Annotated in this window: 10 protein-coding genes; 8 read left to right on the forward strand and 2 right to left on the reverse strand. The window is 58.5% G+C overall.

Going from position 1 to position 17,121, the window contains the following annotated elements:
- Positions 1 to 237: 237 nt before the first annotated feature.
- The 3 genes from galE to htpG all read left to right on the forward strand — a co-directional run bounded on the left by galE (position 238) and on the right by htpG (position 5,389).
- Entirely contained in the window at positions 238 to 1,254 is a 1,017-nt protein-coding gene (galE, locus tag FHK95_RS19400; RefSeq protein WP_150306288.1) for a UDP-glucose 4-epimerase GalE, read from the forward strand.
- A gap of 299 nt (positions 1,255 to 1,553) precedes the next feature.
- Positions 1,554 to 3,350, forward strand: a complete 1,797-nt coding sequence (locus FHK95_RS19405) for a polysaccharide biosynthesis protein (protein ID WP_235906846.1) — start codon at positions 1,554 to 1,556, stop codon at positions 3,348 to 3,350.
- 134 nt (positions 3,351 to 3,484) lie between these two features.
- Complete coding sequence (gene htpG, locus FHK95_RS19410) at positions 3,485 to 5,389, forward strand: molecular chaperone HtpG (protein WP_150306290.1); 1,905 nt, start codon at positions 3,485 to 3,487, stop codon at positions 5,387 to 5,389.
- Positions 5,390 to 5,761: 372 nt separating this feature from the next.
- Here the strand turns inward: htpG and gnd are convergent, their stop codons facing one another.
- Entirely contained in the window at positions 5,762 to 6,667 is a 906-nt protein-coding gene (gene gnd, locus FHK95_RS19415) for a phosphogluconate dehydrogenase (NAD(+)-dependent, decarboxylating) (protein WP_150306291.1), read from the reverse strand.
- Positions 6,668 to 6,708: 41 nt separating this feature from the next.
- Positions 6,709 to 7,413 (reverse strand): succinate dehydrogenase iron-sulfur subunit, encoded by a 705-nt coding sequence (locus FHK95_RS19420; protein WP_150306292.1) that lies wholly within the window; start codon positions 7,411 to 7,413, stop codon positions 6,709 to 6,711.
- A 301-nt stretch (positions 7,414 to 7,714) separates the two neighbouring features.
- Here FHK95_RS19420 and FHK95_RS19425 point away from each other — a divergent pair, with 301 nt between their 5' ends.
- From FHK95_RS19425 to FHK95_RS19450, 5 genes are all read left to right on the forward strand, one after another.
- Positions 7,715 to 8,494, forward strand: a complete 780-nt coding sequence (locus tag FHK95_RS19425; RefSeq protein WP_150306293.1) for a dienelactone hydrolase family protein — start codon at positions 7,715 to 7,717, stop codon at positions 8,492 to 8,494.
- Positions 8,495 to 8,670: 176 nt separating this feature from the next.
- A complete protein-coding gene (locus FHK95_RS19430) occupies positions 8,671 to 9,750 on the forward strand; it encodes an efflux RND transporter periplasmic adaptor subunit (RefSeq protein WP_150306294.1) in 1,080 nt (359 codons plus the stop codon).
- Positions 9,751 to 9,771: 21 nt separating this feature from the next.
- Complete coding sequence (locus FHK95_RS19435) at positions 9,772 to 12,879, forward strand: efflux RND transporter permease subunit (protein ID WP_150306295.1); 3,108 nt, start codon at positions 9,772 to 9,774, stop codon at positions 12,877 to 12,879.
- A gap of 210 nt (positions 12,880 to 13,089) precedes the next feature.
- Positions 13,090 to 14,439, forward strand: a complete 1,350-nt coding sequence (locus FHK95_RS19440) for a hypothetical protein (protein ID WP_150306296.1) — start codon at positions 13,090 to 13,092, stop codon at positions 14,437 to 14,439.
- A 666-nt stretch (positions 14,440 to 15,105) separates the two neighbouring features.
- Positions 15,106 to 16,890 carry an ABCB family ABC transporter ATP-binding protein/permease gene (locus FHK95_RS19450; protein WP_150306297.1) on the forward strand — a complete coding sequence of 595 codons (1,785 nt, stop codon included), beginning with the start codon at positions 15,106 to 15,108 and terminating at the stop codon, positions 16,888 to 16,890.
- Positions 16,891 to 17,121: the final 231 nt, after the last annotated feature.

Genomic DNA, 17,121 nt, shown 5'->3' on the forward strand with positions numbered 1-17,121 from the left:
AGGAAAACCATACAAGTGTCGACTCGGCACGACGGCGTCCGTAGGACGCCCTTTACCTTCTCACTATCTTCTGACATTTGACCGTTTATCGGGTCCATGTGGCGATATAATGGCGCGCTGGCGTTTGATCGGTCATCATCGGCGGCTTCGTTATGAATCCAATCTCTGGAGGACGGTCACGAAAAATCGGCTTTGCTCTGGTATGCTTAGGTTCTTATTTTTACGGGATATTTCGGCATGGAACAATCGATCCTGGTGACCGGTGGCTGCGGCTACATTGGCTCTCACACCTGCGTGAAGTTGCTTGAAGCGGGTTACAACGTCGTGGTACTGGATAATTTCAGTAACAGCTCAGCTGAAGCGACGCGGCGGGTCGAGCGGATCACCGGCCGGAATATTCGTCTGATCGAAGGCGATATCAATGACGTCGCCTTACTGGACAGCCTGTTTGCCGAACAGAAGATCGATGCCGTGATCCATTTCGCCGGACTCAAGGCGGTGGGCGAGTCGGTCGCGCAGCCCCTGCTCTATTATCACAACAATGTCAGCGGCACCGTCGTGTTGTGTGACGCCATGCAGCGAGCTGGCGTTAAAAACCTCGTGTTCAGTTCATCGGCGACGGTTTACGGCGATCCACAAGTCCTGCCCATCCGTGAAGACGCACCGACCAGTGCAACCAATCCCTATGGCCGTTCAAAGCTGATTATCGAAGAGATTCTGGGCGACTTGCATCATGCCGACGCCGATTGGAATATTGCCCTGTTGCGCTATTTCAATCCGGTGGGCGCGCACGAATCGGGTCTGATTGGTGAAGACCCATCCGATATCCCGAATAATCTGATGCCCTATATCGCCCAGGTGGCGGTGGGCAGGCGTGAGAAGCTGAGCGTGTTTGGTGGGGACTATCCCACTCCAGACGGCACCGGGGTCCGCGATTACATCCATGTGATGGACCTGGCCGCCGGGCATGTCCGCGCACTGGAATGGCTGGGCCGCAAAGTCGGCATCAAGGCATTCAATCTGGGCACGGGGCAGGGTTATTCGGTACTGGATATGCTCAAGGCCTTCGAAAAGGTCTGTGGTAAGACGTTGCCCTATCAGATTGTGGCCAGGCGCCCGGGTGATGTGGCCAGCTGTTTTGCGGACGCCACACTGGCGGCTGATGAACTAGGTTGGTGTGCCGAGCTGGGGATTGAAGCCATGTGTGGTGATGCCTGGCGCTGGCAGGCGGCGAATCCGAATGGATATAAATAAGAACCTCTGAATAAACGACAAGCTCAATGGCGGCGTTTATCATGGGTTCCATAAAACGGTTATGAAAAGTAGTACGTTTAGAGGGTAATGCTGTGATCAGGGAAAGATTAGTTGGGCTTAGTTACCGGCAAAAGCGCTTGTTGCAGATCGTCACAGACGTCGGATTCATATGGGCGGCTTTATGGTCGGCGTACTACATTCGCTTCTGGGCCGACGGCTGGCTCTGGCCACAGGGTGACGAGATAGGAATTTTTCTTCTGGCCCCGGTTATTGCTGTGCCTGTCTTCATAAGGATGGGCATGTATCGGGCCGTCCTTAGATACTTTGGCAACGAAGCACTGAAATGCATTCTAAAGGCGGTCAGCTGCGGTTTCGTTGTACTGGTTGGCATTTTGTTCTTTATGCAGTCCGTGGGCTGGCTGGATGCGGTGCTTTCTCGCTCTGTACTGTTCATGTACTGGTGTCTGAGTCTCGGGCTTTTGGGCGGAGTACGCCTGGTAGCGCGCGACTATTTCATGGGTGACTGGTTCACGGCGGGCAAGCCGGTTTACCAGAATAGGCTGGATAAAATCGCCAGCGTACCCGTCGCGATATTTGGAGCTGGAGCCGCGGGCATGCAGTTGCATGCTTCGATCAGAGTTGGCCGTATGTACAAGGTTGTAGCGTTTGTCGACGACAACCCTATCCTGGTCGGTCGATTGGTGGCGGGGCTGCCGGTGTATTCTTCATTGCAGCTTGAGCGCATGATCAGCACCTGCGGGGTGAAAGAGCTGTTCCTCGCCATTCCGTCAGCCAGTCGAACGCGCCGACAGCAAATCCTCGCCCATCTTCAGCAGTTTCCGGTGCACGTGCGTACCGTTCCTGGAATCATGGACATAGCCAGCGGTAAGGTGAAAATAGAGGACCTGCAGGAAGTCGACATTGTCGATTTGTTGGGCCGGGACGCTGTACCGCCGGATAGCTCCCTATTCGAGCGTTGCATAAAGGGTCACGCGGTCATGGTTACCGGGGCCGGCGGCTCAATCGGCAGTGAGCTCTGTCGGCAGATCCTCGCGACCTCGCCCAGCACATTGGTGTTGTTCGAGCACAGTGAATTCGCGCTGTATGCCATTCAATCCGAGTTGCAAAGCTGGGTCCGCATACACAAGCTGGATGTCCAACTGGTGCCCATCCTCGGGTCTATCCGCAACTCCACGCGGCTCAGGCATGTCATGAGTGCCTGGAATATAAAAACCATATACCACGCAGCGGCCTACAAGCATGTGCCCATCGTTGAGCACAATATCGCCGAAGGCATAATGAATAATGTGTTCGGTACGCTGAATGTTGCGCAGGCAGCCATCCGCTGTCAGGTCGAAAATTTCGTGCTGATTTCCACCGACAAGGCGGTTCGCCCGACCAATGTCATGGGCTCAACCAAGCGCCTGGCGGAGCTGGTGCTGCAGGCACTCAGTGCAGAGTCAGCGCCCTGTCTGTGGAACGAGGCCCCGTCGGTTGCTCATTTGAATCGGACACGCTTCACCATGGTGCGCTTCGGCAATGTGCTGGGCTCATCAGGGTCGGTCATTCCGCTGTTTCGCGAACAGATCAGACTGGGCGGTCCGATAACGGTTACGCATCGAGATATCACCCGCTATTTCATGACCATTCCCGAAGCGGCTCAGCTGGTGATTCAAGCCGGGGCCATGGGCAAGGGCGGCGATGTGTTCGTGCTGGATATGGGCGAGCCGGTGAATATCGTGGATCTGGCCCGCAAGATGGTGCTGTTGTCAGGATTGTCAGTACGTGATGAGCAGACGCCGAACGGTGATGTTGAGATTGCGTTCTCGGGCCTGCGTCCCGGGGAGAAACTCTACGAAGAACTGCTGATTGGCGATAATCCTCAGACCACTGCGCATCCGAAGATTCTCAAGGCCGATGAAGCGTCATTGTGCTGGAATGAGTTGCTGCCGATCCTGAACACTATCCGCCAGGCGGTGCGGGACGACGACTACGATACGATCCGCGAGTCGCTGCTGGGCACTGTGCAGGGCTACAAGCCGAGCAATGGCATCGTCGATCTGTTGTATGAGCATCACCAGCGCGCCGTTGATTAAGATTTTCACCGCTGTGTATCCCCAAGGCGTCTTGAAATAGTCAGGCGCCGTCCCCATCAAGTGTTCATCGCGCCGCTCTGAGCATCAGCTCAGGGCTGGCCCAGCCATAGATGAACTGATGGAGATCAAGCAACATGACCGTGGAAGCCCATAAGGAAACGCTCGGATTTCAGACTGAGGTGAAGCAGCTGCTGCACCTCATGATCCACTCGATGTATTCGAACAAGGAAATTTTCCTTCGCGAACTGATTTCCAACGCATCGGATGCCTCTGATAAGCTGCGTTTCGAAGCCATTGCCAAGCCTGAGCTACTGGAAGATCAGCCCGATCTGCGTATCCGTATCAGCGGTGACGAAGAAGCCCGAACGCTGACCATCGAAGATAACGGCATCGGCATGTCGCGCGACGAAGTGATCGAGAACCTGGGCACTATCGCCAAGTCCGGCACGGCGGCGTTCATGCAACAGCTGAGCGGCGACCAGAAGAAAGACGCCAGTCTGATCGGTCAGTTCGGTGTGGGTTTCTACAGTGCCTTCATCGTTGCCGACAAGGTTGAAGTGTTTACCCGTCGTGCTGGTCTGGATGCCGCTGAAGGCGTGCGTTGGGAATCGGCCGGTGAAGGCGACTTCACTATTGAGACCATCGAGAAGCCGGAGCGTGGTAGCCGCATCGTATTGCATCTCAAGTCCGGTGAAGGCGAGTTTGCCGATGGCTGGCGCCTGCGCAATGTGATCAAGAAATACTCCGATCACATCTCCCTGCCTATCGAGCTGCCCAAGCAGCACCAGGGTGAGGAAAAGGACCAGTCCACCGAGGTTGAATGGGAAACCGTCAACCGCGCCAGTGCGCTCTGGACTCGTCCGCGTACCGACATCACGGACGAGGAATACCAGGAGTTCTACAAGCACGTCTCCCACGATTTCGAGAACCCGCTGAGCTGGAGCCACAACAAGGTTGAGGGCAAGCTGGAATATACCTCGCTGCTGTATGTGCCCGGCCGTGCACCTTTTGATTTGTATCAGCGCGAAGCGCCGCGTGGGCTCAAGCTTTACGTGCAACGCGTGTTCATCATGGATGACGCCGAGCAGTTCCTGCCGCTGTACCTGCGCTTTATTAAGGGTGTGGTGGACTCCAATGATCTGTCGCTGAACGTATCCCGTGAGATCCTGCAGAAAGATCCTGCCATCGACAGCATGAAGTCCGCGCTGACCAAGCGTGTGCTGGATATGCTGGAGAAGCTGGCGAAGAAGCAGCCTGAGCAGTACGCGACCTTTTGGAAAGGCTTCGGCAGCGTGATCAAGGAAGGCCCGGCGGAAGACTTTGCCAACCGCGAAAAGATCGCCGGCCTGTTGCGCTTTGCTTCGACTCAGCAGAATGACGATAGCGAAGTGGTGGGTCTGGACACCTACATCGAACGCATGCAGGAAGGTCAGGACAAGATCTACTATCTGACTGGCGAGCGTTACAGCCAGGTCAGGAACAGCCCGCACCTGGAAATCTTCCGCAAGAAGGGTATCGAAGTTTTGCTGCTGACCGACCGTATCGACGAGTGGCTGATGAGCCACCTGACCGAATACAAGGACAAGCAGTTCGTCGACATCGCGCGTGGCGATCTGGATCTCGGCAAGCTCGAAGGCGAGGAAGACAAGCAGGCCCAGGAAGAAGCGGCCAAGGCCAAGGCTGACCTGGTACAGCGCATCAAGAACGTGCTCAAGGAGAATGTCGAGGACGTGAAGGTGTCACACCGTCTGACTGATTCGCCTGCTGTGCTGGTGGTGGTCGAGGATGGGATGGGCATGCAGATGCGCAAGATTCTGGAAGCTACTGGTCAGCAAGCGCCGGAGAGCAAGCCGATCCTGGAAATCAATACTGCGCACCCGCTGTTGGAAAAACTCGACAGCGAGCAGGATGAAGCGCGTTTTGGTGATCTGACGCATATCCTGTTTGATCAGGCCGCGTTGGCTGCAGGTGAAAGCCTGCAGGATCCGGGTACTTATGTGCGCCGTTTGAATGCGCTGTTGGTAGAACTTAGCAAGTAAGGTATCGCTTCGGTGGTATCGAGCCCGGACATGAGAGTGTTCGGGCTTTTTTGTGGGTGGTTGGTTTGTGGTTGGCTTGATGCCGTGCATGCGGATAGCTTGCCGTAGCGCAGGCGCGCTACAGCCCCAGGTAGGCGGTGTTGAATAGCACGATATGTGTGGAATATTTGATGAGAGCACTGCGCCAGTTCGTGGGAGGCGCGACTCGCGGCGATCTGGCCGTCAGGCCAGTTGTTTTTTGTTTGGGTCAAACCCCAAGGCGTCTTTCAGACGCCATCGCCGCGAGTCGCGCCTCCCACAAAATGATCCGAGTAGGCCCTCAACAGCCCTAGGGGTGGGCTCGGGCGTGGAGTTTTCCGGCCCGGAAGCGCTTTATCTGTGTGTAATGTCATGCCCACCAAACCCCTTGCGCATGGCGGCGAGGAGTTTGTCGCTGTAGGAGTCGGATTCGCGTGAGCGCAGTCGTTCGAGTAGGGCCAGGGTGATGACTGGGGCTGATACATCCAGAGCGATCGCTTCCGCTGCGGCCCAGCGGCCTTCGCCTGAGTCGCTGACATAGGGCGCGATGCCGGCCAGCGTCGGGTTCTGCTCAAGCGCTGTGGTGGTCAGATCGAGTAACCAGGAGCGCACGACGCTGCCATCGCGCCAGAGGTCGGCAATCTGATGCAGGTCCAGATCGAATTCGGTTTTCTTATTGAGCATGGCGAAGCCTTCGGCGTAGGCCTGCATCATGCCGTACTCGATGCCGTTGTGAATCATCTTGGTGAAGTGCCCAGCGCCTGCCGGACCAACATGTGCCCAGCCACGCTCGGGGGAGGGTGCCAGGGCCTGGAACACTGGCGTCAGGCGCTTAACGGCCGCCTGTTCACCGCCGATCATCAGGCAGAAGCCTTCAGCCAGTCCCCAGATGCCGCCACTGGTACCGCAATCGACGTAGTCGAGCTGGTAATCAGCGAATTGCTGAGCGCGCCTAACGCTGTCCTGATAATAGGAGTTGCCACCGTCTACCAGAATGTCGCCTGGTTCGAGCAACAGCAGCAATGCGTCGATCATGGCCTGGGTGATGTCCCCGGCTGGCAGCATCAGCCAGAGCACGCGGGGCGTCGGCAGCTTCTGCAGCAACGCAGTCAGCGACTCCGCACTTTCGCCGCCCTGCTGCTCAAGCAACTGACGGGGTGCCAGCTGCGCATCCAGGCCGACCACTTCATGACCGCCCTGCATCAAGCGCTGCGCCATGTTGCCTCCCATGCGTCCGAGACCAATCATGCCGAGCTTCATAGGTATCTCCTGCGAATCAGTAGCACTCCAAAAGACGGTGATCAGGACCCGCTAGTAAGCAGCATGAGCTTGATGCGGCCGATCGCGCCCATCGGGTTAAGCCCTTTGGGGCAGACATCTGTGCAGTTGCCGATCACGCGGCAGCGAAACACGCTGAACGGGTCGTCCAGCTCCTTGAGGCGTTCTTCCGTCGCGGTGTCGCGGCTGTCGATCAGAAAACGGTAGGCATTCAATAATCCGGCCGGTCCGATGTAGCGCTCCGGATTCCACCAGTAGGACGGGCAGGCCGATGAACAGCATGCGCACAGGATGCATTCATACAGTCCATCCAGTTTGGCACGGTCTTCCGGGCTCTGCAGGCGTTCGATCCCCGTGGTGGGTGTGTCGTTGATCAGGTAGGGCTGCATCTTCTGGTATTGCTTGAAGAACTGCGTCTGGTCCACCACCAGGTCGCGGATGACCGGCATGCCGGTGAGGGGGCGCAGGGTCAGCATGCCGTTTGAGTCAATGACGTCGGCTACCCGGGTAATACAGGCCAGGCGGTTACGACCGTTGATGTTCATGCCGTCGGATCCGCAAACGCCTTCGCGGCAGGAACGGCGGAAGCTAAGGCTGTCATCCTGCGTCTTCAGGTGCGTCAATACATCCAGTACCATGGCGGTGCGCATCGTATCGTCAACATCATACTGCTGCATGGCCGGTGCGGTGTCGTGCTCGGGGTGGTAGCGATAGATGGAGACTTGCATGGTGGTGTCCTTGATGTGGCAGTCAGCCGAGACGGATGTCAGTTGAGTATGGCTGCCAATATGGGTTTGTGCAGGGAACAAAAGCGGTACCTCCAGGAACCACTGGATAACTACTACGCTCGGCCATGCTGCGTTGAAATCCTCCTTAAGATGCTCATTTACAACACGTAAACTGGTGCGCCAGCCCGGTCCGCTCTCTTGCGTCGGATTTCGCCTTGCCTGACCTTCGCTCGCTACGTTATCCAGAGACTCCTTGGACTATGCTTCTGGTGGTTACACATCTCATAAAAGGATATGCACCATGCGTAAAACACTCTCGACGCTGCTGATGGCGACTGCCGGCCTGGCTCAGGCGGAGATGGTCTCCGAGCAGGTTTCCTACGACATCGATGGCGAGCCCTATGAGGGATTGCTGGTCTATGACGACGCCACCAGCGAGCCGCGGCCCGGGCTGTTGATGGTGCCGAACTGGATGGGGGTGACCGAGAATTCGGCTAAGAAGGCCTACCGCGCCGGCGGTTCTGATTACATCGTCTTCGTCGCCGATTTGTATGGCAAGGATAAACAGCCAGCCAACGCCGACGAAGCAGGCAAGCTGGCCAGTGCACTACGCGGTGATCGTGGCCTGATGCGCAAACGGGTGAATGCCGCGCTGGACGTATTCAAAGCCCAGAGCGATCAGGTCGCTCTGGATACCCAGCGCATAGGCGCTATTGGTTTCTGCTTCGGCGGCGGGGCGGTGCTGGAGCTGGCGCGGTCGGGTACGGACATAGGCGGCGTGGTGTCCTTCCATGGCAACCTGGATACGCCGGATCCGAAGGATGCTGAATCCATCAAGACGCCCGTTCTCGTGTTGCATGGCGCCGAAGACCCTTCCGTTCCGCCGGAACAAGTTGAAGCCTTCAAGGAGGAGATGCGTGCAGCCAATGTGGATTGGCAGCTGGTCAGCTACGGCGGCGCGGTGCATTCGTTCACCGATCCGACGGCCAATGTGGCGGGTAGGAATGAATACCATCCCGTGGTAGCTGATCGCGCCTTTGCCGCCATGCGCCAGTTTTTTGATGAAACCTTGGCGCCCTGACGCTCGGCTCGACATTTCTGGTGACCGTTTTCGTGATGGCTGAACGGCAGGTTTCTGGTCGTAGCATGAGCCAGCGGCGGGCTGCCTTGCTATGATGGCCGCACACAAGGCAGTGGCGGACGTGAACAATGACCGGCACATGAGCCGTTTCGTTCACGCGTATTGGGATGGTGGGGATGTCGAAACCGATCGGAGCCTGGAAACAGTTTGTCCTGCTGATGGCCTGCAGCCTGAGCTTGCCGCTGCTGGCCGAGCAGGAGCCCCTGGCGGTCGTAGTGGCCGAGGTGCGTGTATGGGAGATGGCCAACCAGATCGAAGCCCTCGGCACGCTGCGCGCCAGCGAAACGGCTGATATTACCGCCAATCTCACCGAGACTGTGTCGGCCATTCACTTCGAGGATGGTCAGCGGGTCGACAAGGGCGAGCTGCTGGTGTCCCTGACCAATAGTGAACAACAAGCTGAGCTGAGCGTGGCACGCGCCACCCTGGCGGATGCCGAGCGTCAACTCGAGCGCACCCGTGGGCTGGTTGAGCGCAGGGTGCTGCCGCAACAGGAGCTGGAAAACTGGATCCGCGACCGGGACATTGCCCGGGCGCAGGTGCAGGCAGTCGAAGCCAGGCTGGCGGACCGGCAGATTCGCGCGCCCTTTGATAGCGTCGTCGGTCTGCGCGAGATCAGCGTTGGCACCCTGCTGACGCCCGGTACGCTGGTTGCCCGGCTGCACGATGACAGCCAGATGAAGCTGGATTTCAGTATTCCCGAAGTGAAACTCTCGCAGGTGGCCCCTGGCCGAATGGTCACCGCCACGACGCGGGCGTTTCCGGACGCCACCTTTCGCGGCGAGGTGACGGCGCTGGACAATCAGGTGGACCCGGCAACGCGTTCGGTCCTGGTGCGCGCCAACGTGCCAAACCCTGATGGCCTGTTGCGTCCCGGCATGCTGATGTCAGTGCGGCTGCGCGGTGCCACCCGTGAAGCGCTGGTCATCCCCGAAGAAGCGTTGTTGCCGCTGGGCAGCAAACAGTTCGTCATGCTGGTCAACGAGCAGGACGGGCAGCTCCTCACGGAACGCCGCGAAGTGGTCATTGGCACACGCGAGCCAGGCATTGTCGAAATAGAACAAGGGCTTGAAGCAGGGCAGCGGGTGGTTACCCACGGCAACTTCCGCGTGCAGTCCGGCCAGCCGATTCGCATCATCGCGCACCAGGAGCCCGGTGAATCCACTGAATCGGTGTTATCCGAAGATGCGCCTTAAGCCAGCCGGAGCGAACTGCCGATGATCCTCTCCGATACCGCTGTCGTCCGGCCGGTTTTTGCCACGGTAGTAGCGATGCTGCTGGTGATATTCGGGCTGGTGGCGTACAGCGCCTTGCCGCTGCGCGAATACCCCGATATCGACCCGCCCATCGTCACCATCGAGACCCAGTATATTGGCGCCGCGGCGAGCGTCGTGGATTCGCAGATTACCCAGGTGATCGAGGAAAGTGTTGCCGGCATTGAGGGCATCGAGTTCATCGAGTCGCGCAGTCAGGACGGCCAATCCGAAATCACCATGCGTTTCAGTATCAGCCGTGATGTGGCCGAGGCGGCCAATGATGTGCGCGACCGCGTATCCGGTGTGGCGGACAGATTGCCCACCGAAGCGGATCCCCCGGAGGTCGAGAAGCTGGATGCCAACCAGGATGTGATCATCTGGTGGAACCTGACCAGCGACCGGCTGACCTTGCCCGAGCTCACCGATTACGCCGAACGCTATCTGGTTGACCGCTTTTCGACCCTGGCGGGGGTGGCAAGAGTGCGCGTCGGGGGCGATCAGGCCTACGCCATGCGGGTATGGCTGGACCGCGAAGCCTTGGCCGCACGCAATCTCACCGTAGCCGATGTCGAACAGGCCCTGCGCGCTGAAAACGTCGAGTTGCCCGCCGGCACCATCGAGTCGATTGATCGGCAATTTACCGTGCGGGTTGCACGCAGTTTCACCGAGGCCGATGACTTCGCCCGGTTGGTGGTGGCCCGGGGTGATAGCGGTTATCTGGTGCGCCTGCGGGACGTGGCGCGGGTGGAGCGGGGCACGGAAGAAGACCGCAACCTGTTCCGCGGTAATACTGTGCCCATGGTGGGTCTGGGCTTGGCGCGGCAGTCGACGGCCAACACGCTGGACATCTCCCGCGCCTCCCGCGAGCTGGTGGACAGGATCAACCCCACCTTGCCGGAAGGTATGGAGATCCAGCCAAGCTTCGACAGCTCGGTATTCATCGAAGGGGCGGTGGAGGAAGTGTTCTCCACCCTGGTCGTCGCGCTGATTCTTGTGGTACTGACGATCTTCCTGTTCCTGGGCAGTCCGCGGGCCATTCTGGTGCCTGCGGTCACGCTGCCGGTGTCCATTACCGCGACCTTCATCGCCCTGATGCTATTCGGTTTTACCGTGAACCTGCTGACCCTGCTGGCATTGGTGCTAGCGATCGGGCTGGTGGTGGACGACGCCATCATCGTGCTGGAGAACGTGCGCCGGCGTATTGATGAGGAGGGCGAAACGCCGTTGGTGGCTGCCTATTATGGCGCACGGCAGGTCGCCTTCGCCGTGGTGTCCACGACACTGGTACTGATCGCGGTATTTGTGCCTATCGCCTTCCTGCAGGGCGACGTCGGCCGGCTGTTCTCCGAGTTTGCCTTGACCATGGCGGCAGCGGTGGTTTTCTCCAGCTTCGTGGCATTGACCCTGTCGCCGATGCTGGCTTCCAAGTTGCTCAAAGCGCATGAGAAAGAGAACTGGCTGACGCGTTGGGTCGAGCGTGGGCTGCGATCGAGCCGTGCGGTTTACGCCGGCGTACTGGTCCGGGTGCTGCGGCACCGCGTGCTGGCGCTGCTAGTGTTTGCCGGCATGTTTGCCGGCAGCGCCTGGCTGTTCACCCAACTGCCGAACGAGTACACCCCGCGGGAAGATCGCGGTGCCTTCATCATCATCGTCAACGGTCCGGAAGGCGCGACCTATGAGTACATGCGCGAGTATATGGACGAGATTGAATCGCGGATGATGGAATACGTCGCCGCCGGCGAGGTGAGTCGGTTGCTGGTGCGGGCACCGCGTTCCTTCGGCGCGACCAGTTTCAACAGCGGTATGGCCATTGTGGTGCTGGAGAAATGGGGCGAGCGCCGACCGGGCCGGGAAATCATGGACGACGTGCAGCAGCGCCTGTCGGATCTGCCTGGGGTCAGGGCCTTCCCGGTGATGCGGCAAGGGTTTGGCAGCTCGCAGACCCAGCCATTCAGTCTGGTGTTGGGCGGTGCTAGCAGCTATGAAGAGCTGGCTGAATGGCGCGACATCCTGCTGGCGAAAATTGAGCAGGACAACCCGGGGCTGAGCAACATTGACTCCGACTACAAGGAGACCCAGCCGCAGCTTGAGGTGAGCGTCGATTACGACCGCGCGGCAACGCTCGGGGTCAACGTCAGCCATATCGGCCGCACGCTGGAAACCATGCTCGGCTCGCGCAGGGTGACGACCTATATCGATCGCGGCGAGGAATACGACGTCATTCTGGAAGCCGAGCGCGACGACAAGCGCAGTGCTGGCACCCTGGAGAATATCTATGTTCGCTCGGATACCTCCGGTGAGCTGATCCCGCTTTCCAATCTGGTGACGCTGGATGAGTTCGCAGGGTCCACAACCCTCAATCGCTACAACCGCAACCGCGCCATCACCATCGAAGCCTCACTGGACGACGGCGTCGCGCTGGGGGATGCGTTGGACCACGTCGAGCAACTGGCGCGCGACAATCTGCCGGAATCCCTGGTGGTGGATTTCAAGGGCCAGTCCAGGGATCTGCGCGAAGCGGGCGGGTCGATATTGTTCGTCTTCGGTCTGGGCTTGATCGTGGTGTTCCTGGTGCTGGCCGCCCAGTTTGAGAGCTTCGTGCACCCGTTCATCATCATGCTGGGTGTGCCGCTCGCGATTGGTGGCGCGGTACTGGGGCTATGGCTAACCGGCAACAGCCTCAACCTGTATAGCCAGATCGGCATGGTGATGCTGATCGGGCTGGCGGCGAAGAACGGCATCCTGATCGTCGAGTTCGCCAACCAGCTGCGCGACGCCGGCAAGCGTTTTGACGAGGCGCTGCTCGAAGCGGCCACCCTGCGTCTGCGCCCCATCCTGATGACCGGGGTGACCACCGTTGCCGGTGCGCTGCCATTGGTCTTCGCGGTGGGTGCTGGCGCCGAGACGCGCGCGGTCATCGGTATCGTTGTGGTGTTCGGCGTGAGTATATCGACGCTGCTGACACTGTTTGTTATTCCGGTGCTGTACAGCCTGCTGGCGCGCAAGACCGGTTCGCCCGGCGACGTGCGACATAAGCTGGAACAGGAGGACGGGGCTTCGCTGGGCTAAGGAATTGTTCAGCGCTTCCTTGAGTGCGCTGATATTCATATTGGTGATGCGGGGAGCTCAGGGCTTCAGTGCAGAGCGGTTTGGCATAACATGAACCAGGCCGCCTGTTATCCATACACATTTTCGGTCAAAGCGGCATAATGAGTCCGGTTTGGACAGAAATGGATTATGTCCGGCCAATAAGAATAATACCGAGCCCAGGAGTACAAGATGTCACAACCCGAATTACCCGGCTGGCGCTGGGGTCCGTTTACCTTCCGTGTTCCCTTTTATCACACGCGCTTTTATTGGCAGGAAGCCTTGCAGGGTCTGTTCATCGCTGCAGCCACGGGCTTGTCGCTGATTCCCTTGATGACCATGTTCTTTGGCCTCAGCTTCGAAGAAGCGGTGGCGGTCTCGATGATGCATTCGATCCTGATCGGCTCGGCATTGATCGTGTTCGGAGAGCCCTACGCGCCAGGCTGGATCACTCCAGCGCTCCCATTGGTGCTGGCCTTCGTGCTGGGCAATTACGAAGACCCGACCATGCGCTTCCAGGCCATGACGGCGGTTTCGCTCAACTTTGCGCTGTTGTTGTTTGTGCTGGGCATCTCCGGGCTGGGCAAGAAGTTTGTGTTCTGGCTGCCCGATACGCTCAAGGCGGGCATCATTCTCGGTGCGGCGATTGCTGCACTGAAACGCGTCTTTATCGACGACGCCGAGCGCTTTTTGCTACAGCAGCCGATTGCGACGACCCTGGCCTGCGCAGTCTGTCTGGTATTTGCCTTTTCCCTGCCGATGCAGAAGCTCAAGGAAAACTATAAGTTCTTCGCGGTGTTGGGTGCGCTCGGATTGCTGCCCGGTTTTCTCCTGGCCGCCCTGATTGGACCAATGGTTGGCGAGGTCACCTACGACATTCAGTGGGGCTTCATGGTGCCGCCAGTGGTCGAGACCTGGGCCAAGGTATCGCCGTTCATGATCGGCTGGCCGAGCATGGATATGTTCATCCAGAGCATGCCGCTGGCATTGATCACCTACGTGATTTTCTTCGGCGATCTGGTCACGGGTAACGAGATCATTCGTGAAGGGCTGCAGACGCGCAAGGACGAACACATCGATATCAACCCGACGCGTTCGCACCTGTCGATGGCTATTCGGAACGCAGTGATGGCCGTGGCTGCCCCGTTCTTCCCCACGCAGGGTTCCATGTGGGTCGGCGTGCATGTGATCGTCATGCAGCGCTGGAAGTCCGGTAAATCGGCCATGAACAGTCTGCATAGTGGCTTGGCGTCCTACTACGCGATGGGCATACCGCTGCTGTTCTTTGTACTGCCGCTGCTGACAGGGCTGCGTCCGCTACTAGGCATCGCACTGTCGCTCACGCTGGTGCTGACAGGTTTCGCCTGCGCCTATGTCGCCATGGCCATCCCCCGCAATAACGCCTCTCGCGGCGCCGTGCTGCTCATCGGGGCTGGGCTGGCGTTCTTTGAGCCCTGGATTGGCTTGCTGTTTGGTATCGCGACCACCCTGCTGCTGGTTGGCTGGGATCGTAATGCGGAGCCTATTCCGCAGGAGGATTGAGGCCTGGGTATTCTGGTCGTTTGTTGGATTTGGGTCCTGAAAACCGAATCCCCCCTAGCCCCCCTTTTTCAAAGGGGGGGACTGGTTTGGTGCTGCTGATGGGGTTGGTGTCAGTCTGATAGTGCGAATCTGGTTCTGGTTCTAGTTCTGGCTCTAGTTCTGGTCTAGTTCTAGTCTAGTCCTGGTTTTGGTTCTGGTTCTGGTTCTGGTTCTAGTTCTGGCGCTAGTTCTGGGCTAGTTCTAGTCTAGTCCTGGTTGTGGTTCTGGTTCTGGTTCTGGTTCTGGTTCTGGTTCTGGTTCTGGTTCTGGTTCTGGTTCTGGTTCTGGTTCTGAGGTTGAGCAGCACCGCAACCCAAAATTACCAGTCAAACACCAACATTCCCCGCAGCTCGAACAATCCCCCCTTTGGCAAAGGGGGCTAGGGGGATTTGGGTCTGCCGCGATTAACACGATCAATAGTCAATTCTGGCTCTGGATCTGGGTTTGGCCAGGGCCGCAGCCCAAAAGTACCAGCCACACACCAACATTACCCGCAACTCGAACAATCCCCCCTTTGGCAAAGGGGGCTAGGGGGATTTGCGTTTGCCGTAACTAACACCAACAACAGCCAACCCCCAGTGCACTTGGCTCTATACTGTGCGTTTTCCGCAGCAACAGGAATCCCGCGTGCGCCCAAGCAGTGACAGTCAATACACCGGTGGTCCGGTCAATTGGAGCATCATCTCCAGCCTTGTTCCCTATCTGAAAGAATTCCGTGGCCGCGTTGCGCTGGCTATGGGCTTTTTGCTGATTGCCAAGCTGGCTGGCGTGGCGGTGCCGTGGGCGCTGAAACTTATCGTCGAGCACTTCGAATCTGCCGCGGATGCACTGGTGCTGGTACCCGTAGCCCTGCTGGCGGCATACGGCCTGCTGCGTTTTTCCTCGGTGTTCTTTTCCGAGCTGCGCGACGCGGTGTTCGCCAGGGTGGCGGAGCGTGCGATGCGGCGGATATCGCTGCGCGTCTTTGAACATCTGCACCGTCTCGACCTGGGATTTCACCTGTCCCGCCGGACTGGTGGGCTGGCACGCGACATTGAGCGTGGCACCAGCGGTATCAGCTTCCTGTTGCGCTTTATGGTGTTCAACATCCTGCCGACGCTGGTTGAGATCGGCTTGATCGCGGTGATTCTGCTGATCAATTTCAGCCCTATGTATGCGGTAACCGTGCTTGGCGCGGTGCTGCTTTATGGCGGCTTTTCGATCTGGTGTACCGAGTGGCGCAACCGCTTTGTGCGCGAAAGCAACAAGATGGATAACCGCTCCAATACGCGGGCGGTGGACAGTCTGCTGAACTACGAGACGGTGAAGTACTTCGGCAATGAGGCGTTCGAGGCGCAGGAATATGACCACCATCTCGAGGGGTGGGAGGCTGCGCGGATGAAGAACCGCCTGTCGCTGGCGGCGCTGAATTCCGGGCAGGCTTTGATCATCGCCGGATCAGTCACGCTGATGATGTTCATGGCTGCCGGTCAGGTGTCTAACGGAGAGATGACGCTGGGCGAGCTGGTGATGATCAACGCCTACATGATCCAGCTGTTCATTCCGCTGAATTTCCTGGGCTTCATTTACCGCGAGATTCGCGAGGCGCTGACCAATATCGAGCGCCTGTTCGGTTTGCTGCGCACGCCGGTCAAGGTGGCTGACGCACCGGATGCTGCGACGCTTGAAGTGCGGGGCGGGACCGTCCAGTTCGAGGGTGTCAGCCACGCCTATAGCTCGGATCGTCTGATACTGGATAACGTGTCCTTTGAGATCCCTGCCGGCCAGACCCTCGCTATTGTCGGCCCTAGTGGTGCCGGCAAGTCGACGCTGGCGCGCCTGCTGTTTCGCTTCTACGACGTCAGCCAGGGTGCGATTCGCATCGATGGCCAGGATATCCGCTCCGTCACCCAGCAAAGCCTACGTAGGGCTATCGGTGTGGTGCCGCAGGACACGGTGCTGTTCAACGACACCATCGGCTACAACATCGCCTACGGTAGCCCCGGTGCGAGCGAGGACGAGATCTGGCGCGTGTTGCGCCTGGCGCAGCTGGAGGAATTCGTCAGCCGTTTGCCCCAGGGGTTGGATACGCCGGTGGGTGAGCGCGGCTTGAAGCTGTCCGGCGGCGAGAAGCAGCGTATTTCCATTGCCCGGGTGTTGCTCAAGGATCCGGCGATTCTGATTCTCGATGAGGCGACCTCATCGCTGGATACCCATGCTGAGCGGCTGATTCTGGATTCCCTCAATCAGATATCGCGCCGGCGCACGACACTGGCGATCGCGCATCGGCTTTCCACTATTGTGCATGCGGATAATATTCTGGTGCTTGAGCAGGGAAGGGTGGTGGAGCAGGGTAATCATGCGCGGCTGTTGGCGCTGGATGGGGCTTATGCGCAGCTGTGGGCTAATCAGCAGCGGGAGGGTGGTGGTTGATGTTTTTTTAAAAGCTGAATCCCCCCTAGCCCCCCTTTTTCAAAGTGGGGGACTGGTCCGAGCAGCGGCTGAGGCTGGCTCCAGGTCCAGGCGCTTATATGTGGCTAGGCATTTTAAAAGCGTGAAACTGGATAGCGGCGGCCGGTTTTTTATTCCCGGCACGAGCCGATCTCGCAGAACGACATGGATCTTGAAGCCTGCACGCACGGTCCCCCACTTTGAAAAAGGGGG

The sequence above is a fragment of the Pseudomonas saliphila genome, assembly GCF_008638345.1.
GTDB lineage: Bacteria > Pseudomonadota > Gammaproteobacteria > Pseudomonadales > Pseudomonadaceae > Halopseudomonas > Halopseudomonas saliphila.